The following is a 16,233-nucleotide window of genomic DNA, read 5'->3' as shown; positions in this document are numbered from 1 at the left end:
GTCGGCGATCTCCGTCACCGAACCGCTCTGCACCGCAGAGGTGATCACCGGTGCGTCGTTCGTGCCGGTGATCACGATCATCACCGTCTGTGTCGCGACGCCGCCATGGCCGTCATTGACGAGCACGGTATACTTCTGCGTTAGAGTCTGGCCGGCCTGTAGCGAGTCCAGCACGCCGTCGGCAACCTTGAAGTTCCAGCCGATCGTATCAGTCGCCTGGTTCACCGCGTCCAGCGCGAAGGTGCCGAGATAACCGCCGCCTTGCGGCCAGAAGCTGGCGCTGTGGGTGTCGAGCGTATCGACGTCGGCAAACGTCACTGCACCCCCCTGCACATGGACGACCGCATTTTCTCCGGCCGCGCCGTCAGCATGCTCCGTCACGGTAGCGCTCTGTGTACCCGACGTGATCACCGGTGCGTCGTTCGTCCCTAGGATTACGATCGTAACCGTCTGCGTCGCGGTGCCGCCATGGCCGTCATCGATGGTTACGTCATATTTCTGCATCAGGATCTGGCCTGCCTGCAGCGAGTCGAGCGCACCGTCGGCAACCTGGAAGTTCCAGCCGACCTTGTCGGTCGCCTGATTCAGCACGCCGAGCGAGAAGGTACCGAGATAGCCGCTGCCCCCCGCTGCGAAGCTGGCGCTGTGCGCGTCGAGCGTATCGACGTCGGCAAAGGTTACCGCGCCGTTCTGCGCATGCGTTACCGCATTTTCGCCCACGGTACCGTCAAACCGTTCCACCACGCCGCCAAGCTGCCAACCGGACGTGATCACCGGGGCGTCGTTGGTGCCGGTGATGACGATCGTCACCGTCTGCACTGCCGTGCCGCCATGGCCGTCATCGACGGTCACGTCGTACTTCTGCGTCAACGTCTGGCCGGCTTGCAGCGAGTCCAACACGCCGTCAGCCACCTTGAAGCTCCAGCCGACCTTGTCAGTCGCCTGATTCACCGGGCCGAGCGAGAATGTGCCGAGATAACCGCCACCCTGCGCCGCGAAGCTGGCGTTGTGTGTGTCGAGCGTATCCACATCGGCAAAAGTGACCGCGCCGCCCTGCACATGCACAACCGCATTCTCACCGGCCGCGTTATCAGCTCGTTCCGTCACCGCACCGCTCTGCACCGCAGAGGTGATTACCGGWRCRTCGTTSGTGCCGGTGATCACAATCGTCACCGTCTGCACTGCCGTGCCGCCATGGCCGTCATCGACGGTCACGTCGTACTTCTGCGTCAGCGTCTGGCCGGCCTGTAGCGAGTCGAGCACGCCGTCGGCGACCTCGAAGCTCCAGCCGACCGAGTCACCCGCCTGGTTCACTGCCGCCAGCGCGAAGGTGCCGAGGTAGCTGGCGCCCTGTGCGGTGAAAGTTGCGCTGTGCGTGTCGAGCGTATCGACGTCNTCACCCGCCTGGTTCACTGCCGCCAGCGCGAAGGTGCCGAGGTAGCTGGCGCCCTGTGCGGTGAAAGTTGCGCTGTGCGTGTCGAGCGTATCGACGTCGGCAAAGGTYACCGCRCCRTTCTGYGCATGCGTCGTGGCATTCTCGCCCGCAACACCGTCGGCGATCTCCGTCACCGAACCGCTCTGCACCGCAGAGGTGATTACCGGAACGTCGTTGGTGCCGGTGATCGTGATCGTCACCGTCTGCACTGCCGTGCCGCCATGGCCGTCATCGACGGTCACATCGTACTTCTGCGTCAGCGTCTGGCCRGCCTGCAGGCTGTCGAGCACGCCGTCGGCGACCTCGAAGCTCCAGCCGATCGTATCACCCGCCTGGTTCACTGCCGCCAGCGCGAAGGTGCCGAGGTAGCTGGCGCCCTGTGCGGTGAAAGTTGCGCTGTGCGTGTCGAGCGTATCGACGTCGGCAAAGGTTACCGCNTCACCCGCCTGGTTCACTGCCGCCAGCGCGAAGGTGCCGAGGTAGCTGGCGCCCTGTGCGGTGAAAGTTGCGCTGTGCGTGTCGAGCGTATCGACGTCGGCAAAGGTTACCGCACCATTCTGTGCATGCGTCGTGGCATTCTCGCCCGCAGCATTGTCGGCGATCTCCGTCACCGAACCGCTCTGCACCGCAGAGGTGATCACTGGAACGTCATTCGTGCCGGTGATCACAATCGTCACCGTCTGCACTGCCGTGCCGCCATGGCCGTCATCGACGGTCACATCGTACTTCTGCGTCAGGATCTGGCCAGCCTGCAGGCTGTCGAGCACGCCGTCGGCGACCTCGAAGCTCCAGCMGACCGAGTCACCCGCCTGGTTCACCGCCGCCAGCGCGAAGGTGCCGAGATAGCTGGCGCCCTGTGCGGTGAAAGTTGCGCTGTGGGTGTCGAGCGTATCGACGTCGGCAAAGGTTACCGCACCATTCTGCGCATGCGTTGTCGCATTCTCGCCCGCAGCACCGTCGGCGATCTCCGTCACCGAACCGCTCTGCACCGCAGAGGTGATCACTGGAACGTCGTTCGTGCCGGTGATGGTGATCGTAACCGTCGTCGACGATTTGTCGCCATCGCCATCAGTGATCTCGTAACTGAAGGTATCCGTCACTGTCTGGCCCGCGGCAAGACCTTGGACGGCGCCATGCGCGTTGTTCAGTGTATAGGTGTAGCTGCCGTCAGCGCCCAAAACCAGCGTACCGAACTGGCCGACCGTTGCGCCACCAACCACGCCCGCCGCGTCGCCAGACGATACGGCCGTGACCGACGCCCCGTCTGCCCCCCGCACGTCCTTGACACCGTCCGTACCATTGGCATCCGTGCCACCCGAGCCGGTCAGTACATTGCCATCCGCAACGAGCACATCATCTTCGGTCGCGCTATCCGTGTCCGCTGCAGCCGTCGCAACGTCGTCGGAGACCGAGACGGAGACGGTGCCTTCGGTCTGGTCGCCGTCCGTGTCGGAAGCGATGACCTTGACCGAGCCGAGTGCGGCGAGATCGTCGGCATTGACGCCGGGATGGCTGGCATAGTTGTCGGTGAGCGTCGCCGTCACGGTCGCGCTGTCGCCGCTGCGCACCAGGTCGAGGGTGACGATGGTCACGCCGCCGGCCTTGCCGACGATCTGGGTGTCGGAGACCCGATCCCAGGTCAGCGCACCGGTGAGGGTACTGGTGTCGCCGAACACGATGGTGGCGATGGCATCCGAACCGGCCACGAAGCCGATCGTGCCGCTGCTGGTGTCGGCGCCCGGCGTGCTGCCGTCGGCCAGGTTCTGGTCGTCGAGTGCAAGCGATGCGGAAGCCGCAAGCGGATCGACTGCCGGGCCGGCGCCGTCCGTCACGGTGATCGTCTGGCTGTCGCTGGTCGTGTCGTTGTCGGCATCCTTGGCCGACAGCGTGAAGCTGACATTGACTCCGCCCGCATTGTTGAGGTTGCTGGCCGCTGCAAACGACCAGGTCTTGTCGGCATTGACCGTCAGCGTACCCTCGGCAAGCGCAAACGCCACCGACTGGCCCGCCGTCAGCGTCTGCGTCGTGTTGCCGACCGTCACGTCGACTGTGCCGACGCCATCGGCACCTGCCGAAAGCGTCCAGCTGCCGGCAAGCGTCTGGCCTTCCACCACGCTCGGCGCGGCCGGATCGGTGATCCCGATCACCGGAACGTCGTCGATGATATCGATCTGGAGGGTGGCCGAACCGCCGGCACCATCGTGATCGGTGACCGTGAGGTCGAAGATGTCCCGGTCCTGCTCGATATTCGCGCCGGGATTGACCCCGGAACTCGTGACTGCGCTCGTCAGCTCGTAGGTGTACTCCGCCACACCGGTAAGCGGGTTGTAGCCGGTGATGGTCAATGTACCGAATTGACCCACAACCGTTTGCCCGACGAGACCGCCGATGGCGAACGTCTGACCGTTGATGGTCAGGCCAGCGATGTCGTCAAGCCCGTCCGGATCGGTGAGGGCAAACACACCGCTGACCGACGCACTGCCATCGCCCGCACGCGATCCGACTGCGAGGCCGGCTTCGTCGACTTGCCTGTCGCTCACCGCGATGCCGCCTGGATTATCTTTGGAGTCGGGGGTGATCGACGGGTCATCGTTGGGGTCAAGCGCGAAGGGCAGACGCTCGGTCGCTTCAAGCGCAGGAAACTCCAGGGCGGTCGGGGCGAGCAAGTCGATGACCGGCCCGGCCTGGCCGATGTCGCCGGTCGCATCGGAGAGATCCCCGCCGCTGCTTTGGTTCGACACGACGCTGATGGTGCCATCCGGGCCCGCGGCGACGTTGATACCGTTTTCTCCAAGCACCGCCACGAGGGTTTCGCGGGGGATTTCGGCGTCACCGATGACGAAGGTCGGAACTTTCAATGCGGCGTTCTGGATCGTGATTGTAGAGCCATCAGGCTGTTCTAAAACGATATCAGTGCCGACCACCTGGATCTTTTCGATCGATGCGCCTGCAGGGAGGTGCACGACATTTGAAGCATCGGCGCTGACCGTCGCCGGCATCGGCGGCGTTTGGGGCGCGTTCTCAGCGCCCTTCACCGGAGCGCCGGTTGCCTGGTCCAGGAGCTGCGGCTCGTCCATCGCGCCACCACCGGTCTGTGCTACCAACCGGCCGGCTTTGCCATCCGGTGCGTCGCGGTACTCGATTGCCTCTGCCGGGTTTGCGGCGGCTTCGTTGGAATTTGTGGTGCCTGCGGTTGCCATAGAAAATACCCCTCGACCTTTGCGGGCAAGAGAACATCAACCTTGTGCAGCCGCAATCGGCATCGAAGGGATTAGAGAAAAACAGCATAATATGATATGCTAATACCCAAAATTGGTTAGATTGACGCAATTTTAATAGTTCTGGTCATGGGTTCGACACGAATGCCCCACCCGGCCGCCGGAGCTATAAAAAGAAGCCCTGATGCCACAGAGAGCAAAATGCGCCCGTCAATCGCAACTGGCCGCGTTGCAAGACGTTCCGTTGCACGCATCCTCATGAAACAACCGGCACAGGTGCCAAACGGCATGCTCCGGGCTGGCGATCGCTTTCATGATGACGGAGTCGGCGGCTTCTATACACGAATCCGTCAGTGCTCCAAAAGCATACACAAGTATAAAGTTTGAATAAAATTTTACATAAAACGTATTGGCGTGACACATACTAAATAATACATACGGCTTTACCTGCATTTTTCTTTTGATTCGTAGAGTGTCTCCATGCAACCGAGAGACACGGCGATGAACAAGAAGAGCTGGAAGCACTGCGAAAAATACCTGAAGACTTCGGTGTTTGCGATCGGCCTGGCATCGCTTTCAGCGATATCCTCCGTGCAGGCCGGACAGCCCGGCATGCTCCAGCCCGGCGTCTTCCAGCAGATGCTGAGCCTCGCGAGTCCGCTGGCGGCCGTCGCCACTGAGGCAATCGGCACCTGGTCGAAGCAAGCCTCCGAAGGGCTCAAGCGGCAGCGGGTGCAGAAAGTGGCGGTGACGGCAGGCACCAACCTCGGTGGCCAAACACCGGCGCAGTCGACGCCCTCCGCCGTTTTCCATTCCGTCGCCTTCCGCGTCTCTTCGATCCCCGTGGCCCGCAAATGGAAAACCGTCTTTCCGGCGGTCGCGGCAGCCGATTTCGACCACTGCGCCAACGAGAGTGGTTGTGCCGCTCGCGGCATCCTCGGCAGGGCGATCGAAAACGCCAACGGCCTCGCCTTCCGGCAGAAGATCAGCGGCATCAACCGGACGGTGAACCGGCTTGTCCGCTACCAGCCGGACGCTGAGAACTACGGCCCCAAGGATTATTGGGCAACGCCGGACGAAATTCTCGCCCGCGGCAAGGGCGACTGCGAAGACTATGCCATCCTGAAGATGGCGGCTCTGAAGGCGGCCGGCCTGCCGCCGGAAGCCATGTCGGTCGTCGTTCTGCGCGATGTCCGACGCAACCTCTATCACGCGGTGCTCGCGATCACGACGAGCCAGGGCCACTTCATTCTCGACAATTTGAGCGACGAGGTGAAGCCCGACCGTGCTCTGCCGAACTACCAGCCGCTCTTCTCGGTCAGCGCCGACCGCTCCTGGATCCACGGCGTCAGGTCGACCGGCGACAAGGTCGCTTCGGCCGCACCTCTGTCCGATGTCATGCCCGGAGAGGGCGTCGCGCTTCGCTAAACCTCATCTCCAAACGCAACGCCTTTCGTCGAATGGGTGACCGCTCGAAAGGGTCGCCATTTTAACTACGCTGTCGCAGCGGCGGTCGCATTGGATCAGGCCAGAATAAAGCCGATGATGACGTCCTGGTCGGAGAGCGGAGCGAGGGCGGCGGTAAACTTGCCCCGCGTGATCTGTCCCTGCGCGCCGATGGTGAAGCCGGCCGATTGCGGTTCGCCGGGGGTCTCCTTGAGGCGGTGCACGAGATCGACAAACTGAACGTCGAAGGAGAGCTTCAAGCCCTGTGCGGGTTGAGTCAGGTGCGAGCGCAGGACACGTGACTGGACGAAGGAGAGAAAGGCGGGGTTATAGGCAATGATGTGCTTGTTCCCCGTGAGCGCAAAGGCCGGCGACGGACTTGCGCGGACCTGGCCTGCAACCACCGCCAGATTGCTGCGCTCCTTGGCCGACGAGAGTTCGTCGCGCAGGTAGCGGGTGGCGATAAAGCGCAGCCGCGCCGTCAGGTTGCCTTCGCCCTCGAGTTCTGTTTCGCAGGCGGCAACGATATCCGCGAGCTTACGGCCTTGCCGCGCGGCAAGCTCGCCAAGGCTCTGCCAATAGATCTCCTCAAGTTTGATCCCGCGGCGCTGACCGCCGACGGTGACGACACGGAACCGCAGAGCGCTCAGGTCCGCGTCGGACGGGGGAGGCGGCGTCTCGTTCATCGTCAGCGCTCCCGCAGAGCTTCCTCGCGCGCCTTGTTGATCGGCTTCATCAGATAGGCAAGGATCGTTTTCTTGCCGGTCATGATATCCACGGACGCAATCATGCCGGGCATGATCGCATATTCGCGCCCATCCTTCACCAGCGCGGCTGTGTCGGTCTTGACGCGCACGAGATAGTAGGTTTCGCCATTGTTCTGATCAACCAGGCTGTCGGCGCTGATGGTCTCAACGACACCGCCGAGGCCACCGTAAATCGAGAAGTCATAAGCCGAGACCTTGATCAGTGCCGGCTGGCCGGCGCGCACGAACGCAACGTCCCTTGGAGATAGCCGTGCCTCGACGAGCAGAATCTCCGACGTCGGTACGACGCCGGCGATCACCCCACCGGGCGTCACATAGGCGCCGACTGTGTTGACATCGAGCGTATTGATGATGCCGTCGACTGGTGAGCGAATGTCGGTGTTGGCGACCCGGCTGCTGGCGCCGCGGATGGTTTCCTCGATTACGGAAAGTTGCGAAAGCGCCTCGGTCTTTTCCGCCAGGGCCTCCTGCTTCAGTTGCAGCGACAATTCGGTCACCTGGAGGGTTGCCTCCCTGAGCGCCGCCTCTAGCTTTCCGACTGACTCCTTCCAGAGGGCGAGCTGACCCCGGGTATCGGTCAGCTCTTTCTCGACCCTGAGCACCTCGGTTTGCGCGACGAGCTTGCGCTTGACCATCGGCGCGAGCATTTCCTGTTCTTGCTCGGTTAACTGCAGGCTCTCTGTCAGGCGGGTGATATTGGCCGCCGCCTCGGCAAGCTCCTTCTGCCGCTGGCCTTCGCGCGCTTGCATGACCGACAGCTTGTTGTTGAAATTGCCGGCCTTGGCTTGAAGCAGTTGTTCCTCGTTCGCGCATATGGCCGGCGCGACCTTAGTGATGTCCTCAGGACATTGGTATTTTGCGTCGTAGGCCCCGGTCTCCTCGAGTTTGAGCCGCGCGACTTGCGCGCGCAGCGATCGCCCCTTGGCCTCGAGTTCGCCAAGGGAGGAGCCGCTCGCGGTATCGTCGAGCCGGAGGATCAGATCGCCGCGGCGAACGACCTGTCCGGGCTGTACCGCGATCTCGCGCACGATACCGGGTTCACTCGACTGGATAATCTGCGTCTTCGAGACGGGGATGACCTTGCCTTCACCGCGGGCGATCTCATCAACCTCGGCGATCGCCGCCCAGGCGACGAAAGAGCTGATCAGCAAGCCGATGACAAGCAACCCGGCGCGCGCGGCAAGCGGCGGTTTCTCAGTCATGCTGACCCCTCCCGCCATTTGCGAACCGACGTCTTTTCGTCATCTTTGTGAAAGCGTGCATCATAGGCCGGCTCCGGCCACTGGGCCAGCAGGACCGGGCCGCCTTTGCAACTGCTCGATGACCTCAGCCTTCGGGCCATCGGCAACGACGCGCCCGCGGTCAAGAACCAGCAGCCGATCGACGAGGCTCAGCATGCTATGGCGATGCGTCGATATCAAAAGGGTGACATCGCTGCTGAAGACGGTGGAGAGCTTGTTGATCAGCTCACGTTCGCTTGCAAGGTCCATTGCCCCGGAGGGTTCATCAAGGAAGACGACCTTCGGCTTGCGCAATAGCAGCCGTGCGATGGCGACCGCCTGGCGTTGCCCGCCGGAAAGCTGAGAACCGCGTTCACCTACGGGCATGTCATAGCCGCGCGGATGGTGGGAGACGAATTCGTCCACGCCGGCAAGCCTCGCTGCCGCCACCACTTCTTCATCGCTGGCGGTCGGATTTGCCATCAGGAGGTTTTCCTTGATCGTGCCCGAGAACAGATCAGAATTCTGCGACACGAACGAGACCGCCGAGCGAACGACAGAGGGGTGCAGTTGGCGAATGTCGACGCCGTCGAGCAGGATTCGCCCCGCGCTTGGTGGGTAGAGGCCGGCAAGCAGCCGGCCAATCGTCGTCTTGCCGGAACCGATGCGGCCGATGATGCCGACCCGCTCTCCCGCTTTGATCGCCACGTTCATGCCGCTGACCACCTTGTGGTCGGTACCCGGGTAGGCGAAGTCGAGATTGGCGAAGGTAATGCTGCCGTTGCGGATCTCGCGATTGACGAAACCGATCGTATCGGGCCGATCCTCCGGCTGCTCCATCACCGCATTCAGGATCCGCAGCGATAGAAGCGCCTGGCGCAGTCGCGCCAGCGTCATCGCAATCTGGCCGAGCGGTGCGACGGCGCGGCCGGCCAGCATGCTGGCGGCGATGATCGCGCCGGAGGAGATGTTTCCTTCGGTGAATTCATAGGCGCCGGCCACGACGATGCAGACCGTCACCAACTGCTGCACGAACTGCGTCGCGTGCGACGCCCAGGAGGAAATCTCCTTGATTTTCTCGGCCGTGTTCGAGGAATGCTTGGCCAACTCGTTCCAGCGGCGAAGCAGCTGTTTTTCCGAATGCAGCGTTTTCACCGTCTCGATCGCGCTGATCGTTTCGACCAGGAGTGCCTGGCGCTGGGCGGACTCGTTGGATGCCGCGGCGACGCGATTGCCGATCTTGTACTGCGCAACGTAGCCGATCACGAGGCTCAAGATAAAAGCAATCGCTGGAATGAGCGCGATCCAACCTGCCACCGCATAGATGGCGGCGATGAAGACGAAGACGAAAAGACTGTCGATGATCATGCTGAGCGTATTCGACGTGAAAAACTCCCGCACGAATTCGTACTGCATCGCCCGGTTCGCATACTCGCCGGTGGACGGCGGCCGCGACGCCATGGTTGCATGCAGAATCTTCTCGAACAGCATGTAGGAGAGTTTCAGATCGGCCTTGCGGCCGGCGTAGTCGATCAGCGCCGCGCGTACCGTCTTCAATAGGAAATCGAAGAGGATGGCGGTGCTGATGCCCAGCGCCAGGACCCAGAGCGTCGCGATCGCCTTGTTCGGCAGGATGCGATCGTACACGTTCATCGTGAACAGCGGCGCGGCGAGCGCCAGGACGTTGATGAAGAATGTCGCGATCGCCACCTGGACATAGGCTTGCCAGAAGGGCTTGATCGTCGAAGTCAGCCAGTGTCGGCGGTCAATGTTGCGCGCCTCGCCAACACCCCGGCCGGCAGCCGCGTTCAAATAGGTCGCCGAGAACGACGCGGCATAGGCGAGCCCGCCGAGTTGCAGATCAGACAGCTTCACCGCCGTCTCGTCGGGCCTTGCCAATTTGTTCGAAAGACTGAGTGTACCGTCCGGCGCCTCCTCCAACAGCGCCGTGGCGCTGCCATCGCGAAAGACGAGCAGCAGCGGGAACACGAAATCGCGGTTGGCAAGGGCCCGCGTGGAAACAAGCTCCGTCTCCAGGCCAACGCGCTCAGCGATGCGGGAAACGTCTTCGGCGCTCGGCGACCGGGCGTCGAAGGGGACGTCGGAATAGAGCACACTGTCTGACGAGGGGCGGTTCAAGAAGATGCAAATCTCCTTGAACGCCTCGGAAAAGCCAGTCAAGGACGGGCCAATCTGCGCATGCCTGTCAATAGCTTGCATCACCACCGGTTGTGTCCGCCCTCACGAGGACTATCATTTCTGCCGGATCGGCGCCAACAAGTCGAGCGGCAAATCGTTCGTCTGGCGCGACGGAACACGGCGATAGGTTTCCGTAGCAGGCGTGTCCGGAACATTGAACTCGGTGCGCGCATAGGCTTCGGATTGAGCCGGTGCCTTGATCTGCATCGTCGCCAGGAGCTGGCCAGTTGCGGCAAGCAGGCGATATTCGGCAAACAAGGCTGCATATTGCGATGTTTTCGCCAGGACGCTGACATTGAAACGTGCGTTCTGCGCGCCCAGCACGTCGAGCAGCGAGCGCTGGCCGACCTTGAGCTGCTCGCGATAGGACTCGACGATCTGCACGTTCATCTGGGCCTGTGCATTCAGCGTGCGCGAAATGTCATACTGGCTCGTGCGGCGTTCCCAGGAAATGCGAACGGCCTCCTCGACCTCGCGATGCGCCTGGTGGAAGACCAGCCGCTGCTCGCTCGCCCGGCGCATCTGTTCCTGCTCGTTGGCGATGTCGATGCCGCCACGATAGAGATTCCATTTTGCTACGATCCGCGCTTGCGCGTCCCAGGAATTGCCGGTCGCGCCGTCGATATCGTTTCCGGAGCGCACGCTTCCTTCGGCAAAGACTTCCGGAAACATGCTCGATCGCGCAGCCTTTACCTGCGAGTCCGCGACACTGATGTCGGAATCGGCAGCCTTGATGCGCGGGTTGTTACCGCGGGCGATGCCGATCGCCGTCTCCAGCGTTTTCGGCAAGACGTTCGCAACCGACTTCGGCATCGACGGCTTGGTAAGCGGCTGGCCCACCAGGCGATTGAAGCTGATCTTGACGGTATCGAGCGCTTCCTCCGCTTCCAATAGGCGGGCCTTTGCGGAAAGCAGGCGTTCACTGGCCTGTTGGCGATCCGCATCAGTCAACGTTCCACCTGAAATCAGCGAGCTGATATCCGATAGGATCGACTGATGAACGCCGACGTTCTTGCGGGCCTCCGCCACGATCTGCTGCTGAAGAATATACTCGAAGTACTCGCGGACGATCTGCAACCCAATGGTTTCGGAACGTTCCAGCACACGGAAGGAGGCGCTGTCGACGCGTGCTGCCTGCCGCTCCAGTTCGGCACGACGACCACCGCCGTCAAAGAGCTTCTGAGTGACTGTCAGACCGACATCGGAAGGATAGAGCGGGTCGTTTTCGATGGAGCCGAGCCGTCGTGCTTCGTCCTCAAGGTGTTGCACGCCCGTGGAAGCTTCCACATCGAGGCTCGGCAGGTAGAGACCGCGGGCCTGCCGCAGTTCGAACTCGATCGCCTCGCGGTTCTCCATCGACTGCCCGATCTCCGGGTTCGATTCCATCGCGATTTGAAGCGCTTCCCTGAGCGTCATCGCATCGGCCGCACCGCCCGCAAGCACGGATGACGCGAGCAGAATAGAAAACAGCCCGCCCTTAAAGGTTTTCCCCACGTTCAATACTATCCCCCTGGCAATCAGTACGTCACGCTTGCAAATCCAAGCGCACATTACAACTGCAGAAATTTATCGCTAAATAATACAGCTGTAATAAAAGGCGGCCACCACTTTTGGGGTGGTGCAAGAGTATCCCAGCCTTTCGCACGGCCATGTTGCAAAAATGGAACAATCGCCCCGCTAAACAGGGATCCGTTAAGCTATTGAAATAAAACTAATCGCGCATGCGTCTTCAGGATTTGAGCGACTAAGTTGCCGCCGGAACTCAATGCAGGCGCGAATTCAGCCACTGGATCTCAGTCGCCGCGTGCAAAGGTTGTATCTTCACCTAACGTGAGCGCCAGCGCCCACATTGATTCAAGCCGAGGGCAGGCGGACAAAACCGACGCTCCGGGTCTCTGCAACAGCAACGGCCTCGGAAGCGGCGGTGCGGCGCAGCTGCTCCAGGTCAACGCTGCCGTCGAACAACGCACCGCCAACGCTGAAGGCAAGATCGACCTTGCTGCCGTCGGCTGCGAAATGCGACGAGGTCAGCGCTTTCGTCAGGCGTGTGCAAACCTGCTCTGCATCGGCTTCGGTCGCACCCACCAACAGGACGTCGAAGCTCGCTGGACCGGTTCGCGCGACGACATCGTCGCGCCGCACCGAGGTGCTGATGGTGGAGGCGACGAATTGGAGCAGTTCATCACTCCATTCCGGGCCGAAAGCGGCGCCGACATCGTCGAGGTTGTTGATCCGCAGATGGATGAGAGCCCCGTGAAGCTCCTCGGCACCGCGCTGACGGCGGCGCTCGAGACCATTAACATGCTGGACGAGCCCGCGGCCGGTAACGCAGCCGGTCGTGGCGTCATGGGCAACGACGTGGTTGATCTGGTTGCGGAGGCGCTGAGCCCGGCGAAACTGCATGGCCGCGACGACGATCAGCGGCACACCCATCAGCAAGGAAATCAAGGCCGCGCCGACCATCGCTGCCGCATAGGGCCGGTCGACGAGAGCGACCAGGCTGAGATAGACCAGAACCTGGGCGAGTACGGCGAAACCAACGATGCCGGCCAGGACATAGCGCACGATCCGCCAATCCCTCTGCCCGTTGAATGGTAACTCTCTCTGCATGCATCCAGCTCCCGATTCACTGACGATAATCGGTCTAGTGCAGTTTTATGCATATTCCCTTTCCTCGGTATCTACAACTTTATGCACCGCATAGAATGCACCAGGGAAATGCACCAAAACGGCATAACTGCCGCCTGAATATTCGCGCTCGGCGTGCAAGTTCAAGACGGCCGCGGGGAAAATCCCGTTCTTCCGCTGTCGAGAAAGTGCGTCCGGCGGACTTTGGTCCTACTCCTGATCCGACTTCAGTCCGCTTTGACACAGGCCCGCTTGTTCCGCACGCTGACAGCATGTTGGGCTGGTGTCACGAAAATGAGGATCAAGAACTCTCTGAGCCGACTTCTTTCTCCGACGCTCGGGCAAGAACTGGCGCCCAGGACACATGTTCTGGAGTCTCTTCTTGACCTTTGCCAAGCCTACAACCTGGCGGTCACGGAGCTGCACAGGTTGCAGCTAGAAACGCATCCGCGGCAGGATGTGATCCGGGAGTTTGAAGTTCTGTGTCGCGATATTGAAATGCGGCTCATGTCCTGTATTGAGAAGGTGGACCGTGCCGGCAAAGCCGAAGGTCCGCACTGAAAGCCTGCCACGGGTCGTTCGCGGCGCCCTGGCCCAACGCGTTTCAGCGATCAGGGCTTTCATTTACAGGGGTTTGTCGAGGCGGTTGTCTCGGTTGAACTCATGCTATCGACCGCCGGATTGCGGTCTGGCAGAGCATGCCCAATCTCGACAACCTGTCGAAGCCCGGGCAAAGTTCTGTACTGAGGAGATGTCATGCCTACGCGTCGGAAGTTTCTTACCGCAGTCAGTTCGGGAGCCGTTTGTCTGTTCGCCACAGCCCTTCCATATACCCTCGGCCCTGCCGGCTCGTTGCTGGAACTTGTTCCCCAGGCCGCTTTTGCCAAGAGCGGGGAGAATAACGGCAATGGTGGGGGCGGCGGCGGCGGCGGTGGTAACGGTGGAGGCAATGGCGGAGGAAGTGGTGGAGGAAATGGCGGTGGTAACGGTGGAGGAAACGGAGGGGGCAGGTCTGGAAAAGGCAACTCGAGCGGCGGCAACGCCCGTGGCAATTCGAAGGGTGCCGGCGGCGGTGCTTCCAGGGTCGGCGTGCGCCATGCCGATGGTATGAGCGAGGAGATCAATAACGGCCGCTACATAATGAAGGATGCGCGGGGGCGCACAATCATCAACCGAAAGGCGACCTTGGCGGACTTGAAACGAATTCAGTCCCTCATTCAGTGAGGGGACGCCAATCGGCCGCGTCGCGCAGCACCATGGCAGCCTCGGTTCGGTTGGTGACGCTGAGCTTGGCCATGATCTGCGTCATATGGTGCTTTACTGTCTTTTCCTGAAGTTCGAGTTTCCGGGCGACGTGCTTGTTGCTCATGCCTGCGGCCACCAACTGCAGCACTTCATGTTCACGCGCGGTCAGGCTGGCGACTAGGGCCGACAGGTTTGATGGACCGCGCGTCCGATTGGAGAGAAGTTTGGCCGAGAGCGCCGGAGTGACATAGCTCTCGCCCGTGGCGACGTTGCGTATGATTTCCGCCAGGGCTCGGCCACCTACGCCCTTCAGCACATATCCCAGCGCCCCTCGTTCGAGGGCTGCAGTGACATCGTCGCTCGTTTCGGAAACGGTCAGCATGATGATTTTTTGCGACGGCGATAACTCGAGGATAGGTGGGATTGCGTTCAAGCCGCCCCCGGGCATGGATATGTCCAGCAGCATGACATCGGGACGCAGATTCTCGGCAATAAGCAGGGCATCATCCCTGGAACTCCCCTCGGCAACGATTTCGAATCCGCCGATCTCCAGCAGGCTTCTTGTTACGCCCTCTCGAAACAAGGGATGGTCATCGACCACGGCTATGCGTATCGCTGTCTTCATACCGCTTTTGTCTCCTCGGTGCTGATTGTCATACGAACAACGGTGCCAGTTGTTGAGACTTTAATCTCGAAGGCTCCACCCAAGCTTTCGATTCGTTCCCTTAAACCCTCAAGGCCAAGGCCCGTTGGCTCGACGCGATCCGGGTTGAAGCCAGGCCCATTGTCCCCGACCTCGACCATCACCTGCGCACCCACCGTCGATTGTGAGACACGCTGGCCGACGCCGCCGCCATGGCGGTACGCGTTGTTGAGCGCTTCCTGCACGAAGCGGTAGATGCAGATTTTGGCGGACAGAGCGAGGTGATCAGGCGGGTCGAAAACTGACAGCTCCACGGTCGTTTCCGTTCGCTGCTGATGGGCGTGAACGACCCGCTTCAAGATCTCGGGCAGGGTCGCTGTTTCTATCTGCGGCAGAACAAGACCGCTGCAGATCGTTCGGATCTCCTGCATTGCTTCATCGAGGCTTTCCTTGATTTCGGCGATGCTGCGCTCGCGCGTCGCTCCGGGTGTTTTCGGGTTCGTCAAAGCATCGCTGTCGAGCCGCAGGGAGGCGAAGGCCAGCAGTTGCGCAGGCCCGTCGTGCAGATCAGCACCGATGCGGCGCAGATGACTTTCGTTGAGCGCCGCCGTGCGCTGCGAGGCCCGCTGGAGCCGCCCACGTAGAGCTTCGTTCTGCGCGAGCAGCGCTGAAAGCTGGGCGATCCGATCCTTGAGCGCATGGCGCTGCGTCTCAATGGTCCGGCTGCCTCGCAGCACGATCGCAGAGAGAACCACGAAAAAAGCAAGCGTAAAGGCTGCGACCGCTAACCAGGTATAGAAGCGCGCTTGATTCAAGCCGTGTTGGAAATCATAGGAGACCTCATGAAATTCAGAAACTGCAACGACCTCTCCCGACCACGGTTGCAGCACCGGATTGTAGATCTCAAGGATCGGCATGTCGGCTGGGCGTTTGTCTGACTGCTCCCCTGATTGATCGAAGAGCGCCACCATCCTGCCGGAGAATGCCGTTCGCAACTCGTCGCTGAGCTCGAGCCGTTTTCCAATCTGGGCTTCGTCGCTTGAATACAGAACCGTGCCGTCTGCCCGCCAAAGGCGGAAGGACACGAGACGGTCTCCCAGGGCGCCCTGACCAAGGGTTTCGTCGAGCGCGCGCGCGACACCGCCGTCGAGTATCTGGGTCGTCTGCATATCGGGCAACAACGGTGCGATCACACTGTCCACATAGAGAGCCGTGGTTGCGGCGGAGTTCCGAGTGACTGCCTCCTCGATAAGGCGTGAAACAAACGCCCCAACCAGCACCATTGCAGCCGCTGCAACAAGGCCGCCGATCAGCAGGAACTGCGATGCCAGTGAGCGGGCGTTCCAATTTTTGATGAGTTGGGTGGCGCGCACGAAATTTCCCGGTATCGACTGCTGGCCGCCAGCGTCTCTGTGGTACAACAAACCCGCGT

10 protein-coding genes are annotated in these 16,233 nt (G+C 61.3%); 3 read left to right on the top strand and 7 right to left on the bottom strand.

Annotation, left to right across the window (positions count from 1 at the left end):
• The first annotated feature begins 5,133 nt into the window (after positions 1-5,133).
• A complete protein-coding gene (locus ASD52_RS20780; protein WP_244494283.1) occupies positions 5,134-6,081 on the top strand; it encodes a transglutaminase-like cysteine peptidase in 948 nt (315 codons plus the stop codon).
• A 95-nt stretch (positions 6,082-6,176) separates the two neighbouring features.
• On the opposite strand, the gene ASD52_RS20775 is transcribed toward ASD52_RS20780, so the two are convergent.
• From ASD52_RS20775 to ASD52_RS20755, 5 genes are all read right to left on the bottom strand, one after another.
• Positions 6,177-6,785, bottom strand: a complete 609-nt coding sequence (locus tag ASD52_RS20775; protein ID WP_057221322.1) for a ribbon-helix-helix domain-containing protein — start codon at positions 6,783-6,785, stop codon at positions 6,177-6,179.
• 2 nt (positions 6,786-6,787) lie between these two features.
• On the bottom strand, positions 6,788-8,068 hold the full coding sequence (locus ASD52_RS20770; RefSeq protein WP_082557409.1) for an HlyD family type I secretion periplasmic adaptor subunit: 1,281 nt from the start codon (positions 8,066-8,068) through the stop codon (positions 6,788-6,790).
• A 60-nt stretch (positions 8,069-8,128) separates the two neighbouring features.
• Positions 8,129-10,306: a type I secretion system permease/ATPase gene (locus ASD52_RS20765; protein WP_057221324.1), complete on the bottom strand. Its 2,178-nt coding sequence runs from the start codon at positions 10,304-10,306 to the stop codon at positions 8,129-8,131.
• A 33-nt stretch (positions 10,307-10,339) separates the two neighbouring features.
• Positions 10,340-11,701 (bottom strand): TolC family outer membrane protein, encoded by a 1,362-nt coding sequence (locus tag ASD52_RS20760; RefSeq protein WP_225906504.1) that lies wholly within the window; start codon positions 11,699-11,701, stop codon positions 10,340-10,342.
• 438 nt (positions 11,702-12,139) lie between these two features.
• Positions 12,140-12,895: a GGDEF domain-containing protein gene (locus ASD52_RS20755; RefSeq protein WP_082571852.1), complete on the bottom strand. Its 756-nt coding sequence runs from the start codon at positions 12,893-12,895 to the stop codon at positions 12,140-12,142.
• A gap of 312 nt (positions 12,896-13,207) precedes the next feature.
• On the opposite strand from ASD52_RS20755, the gene ASD52_RS20750 reads away from it, so the two are divergent.
• Entirely contained in the window at positions 13,208-13,474 is a 267-nt protein-coding gene (locus ASD52_RS20750; protein WP_156408464.1) for a hypothetical protein, read from the top strand.
• Between the two features lie 291 nt (positions 13,475-13,765).
• Positions 13,766-14,137, top strand: a complete 372-nt coding sequence (locus ASD52_RS39410; RefSeq protein WP_347369226.1) for a hypothetical protein — start codon at positions 13,766-13,768, stop codon at positions 14,135-14,137.
• Here the strand turns inward: ASD52_RS39410 and ASD52_RS20740 are convergent.
• Complete coding sequence (locus tag ASD52_RS20740; protein WP_057208345.1) at positions 14,127-14,783, bottom strand: response regulator transcription factor; 657 nt, start codon at positions 14,781-14,783, stop codon at positions 14,127-14,129. The two genes, ASD52_RS39410 and ASD52_RS20740, sit on opposite strands and share 11 nt — an antisense overlap.
• Positions 14,780-16,174: a sensor histidine kinase gene (locus ASD52_RS20735; protein ID WP_057217280.1), complete on the bottom strand. Its 1,395-nt coding sequence runs from the start codon at positions 16,172-16,174 to the stop codon at positions 14,780-14,782. The genes ASD52_RS20740 and ASD52_RS20735 overlap by 4 nt, the downstream gene beginning before the upstream one ends.
• Between the last annotated feature and the right edge of the window lie 59 nt (positions 16,175-16,233).

The organism is Ensifer sp. Root142 (assembly GCF_001426785.1).
Taxonomy (GTDB): Bacteria; Pseudomonadota; Alphaproteobacteria; order Rhizobiales; family Rhizobiaceae; genus Ensifer; species Ensifer canadensis.
Note: the sequence above shows the minus strand (reverse complement) of the source record. Positions and strands in the feature narration are given on the sequence as shown.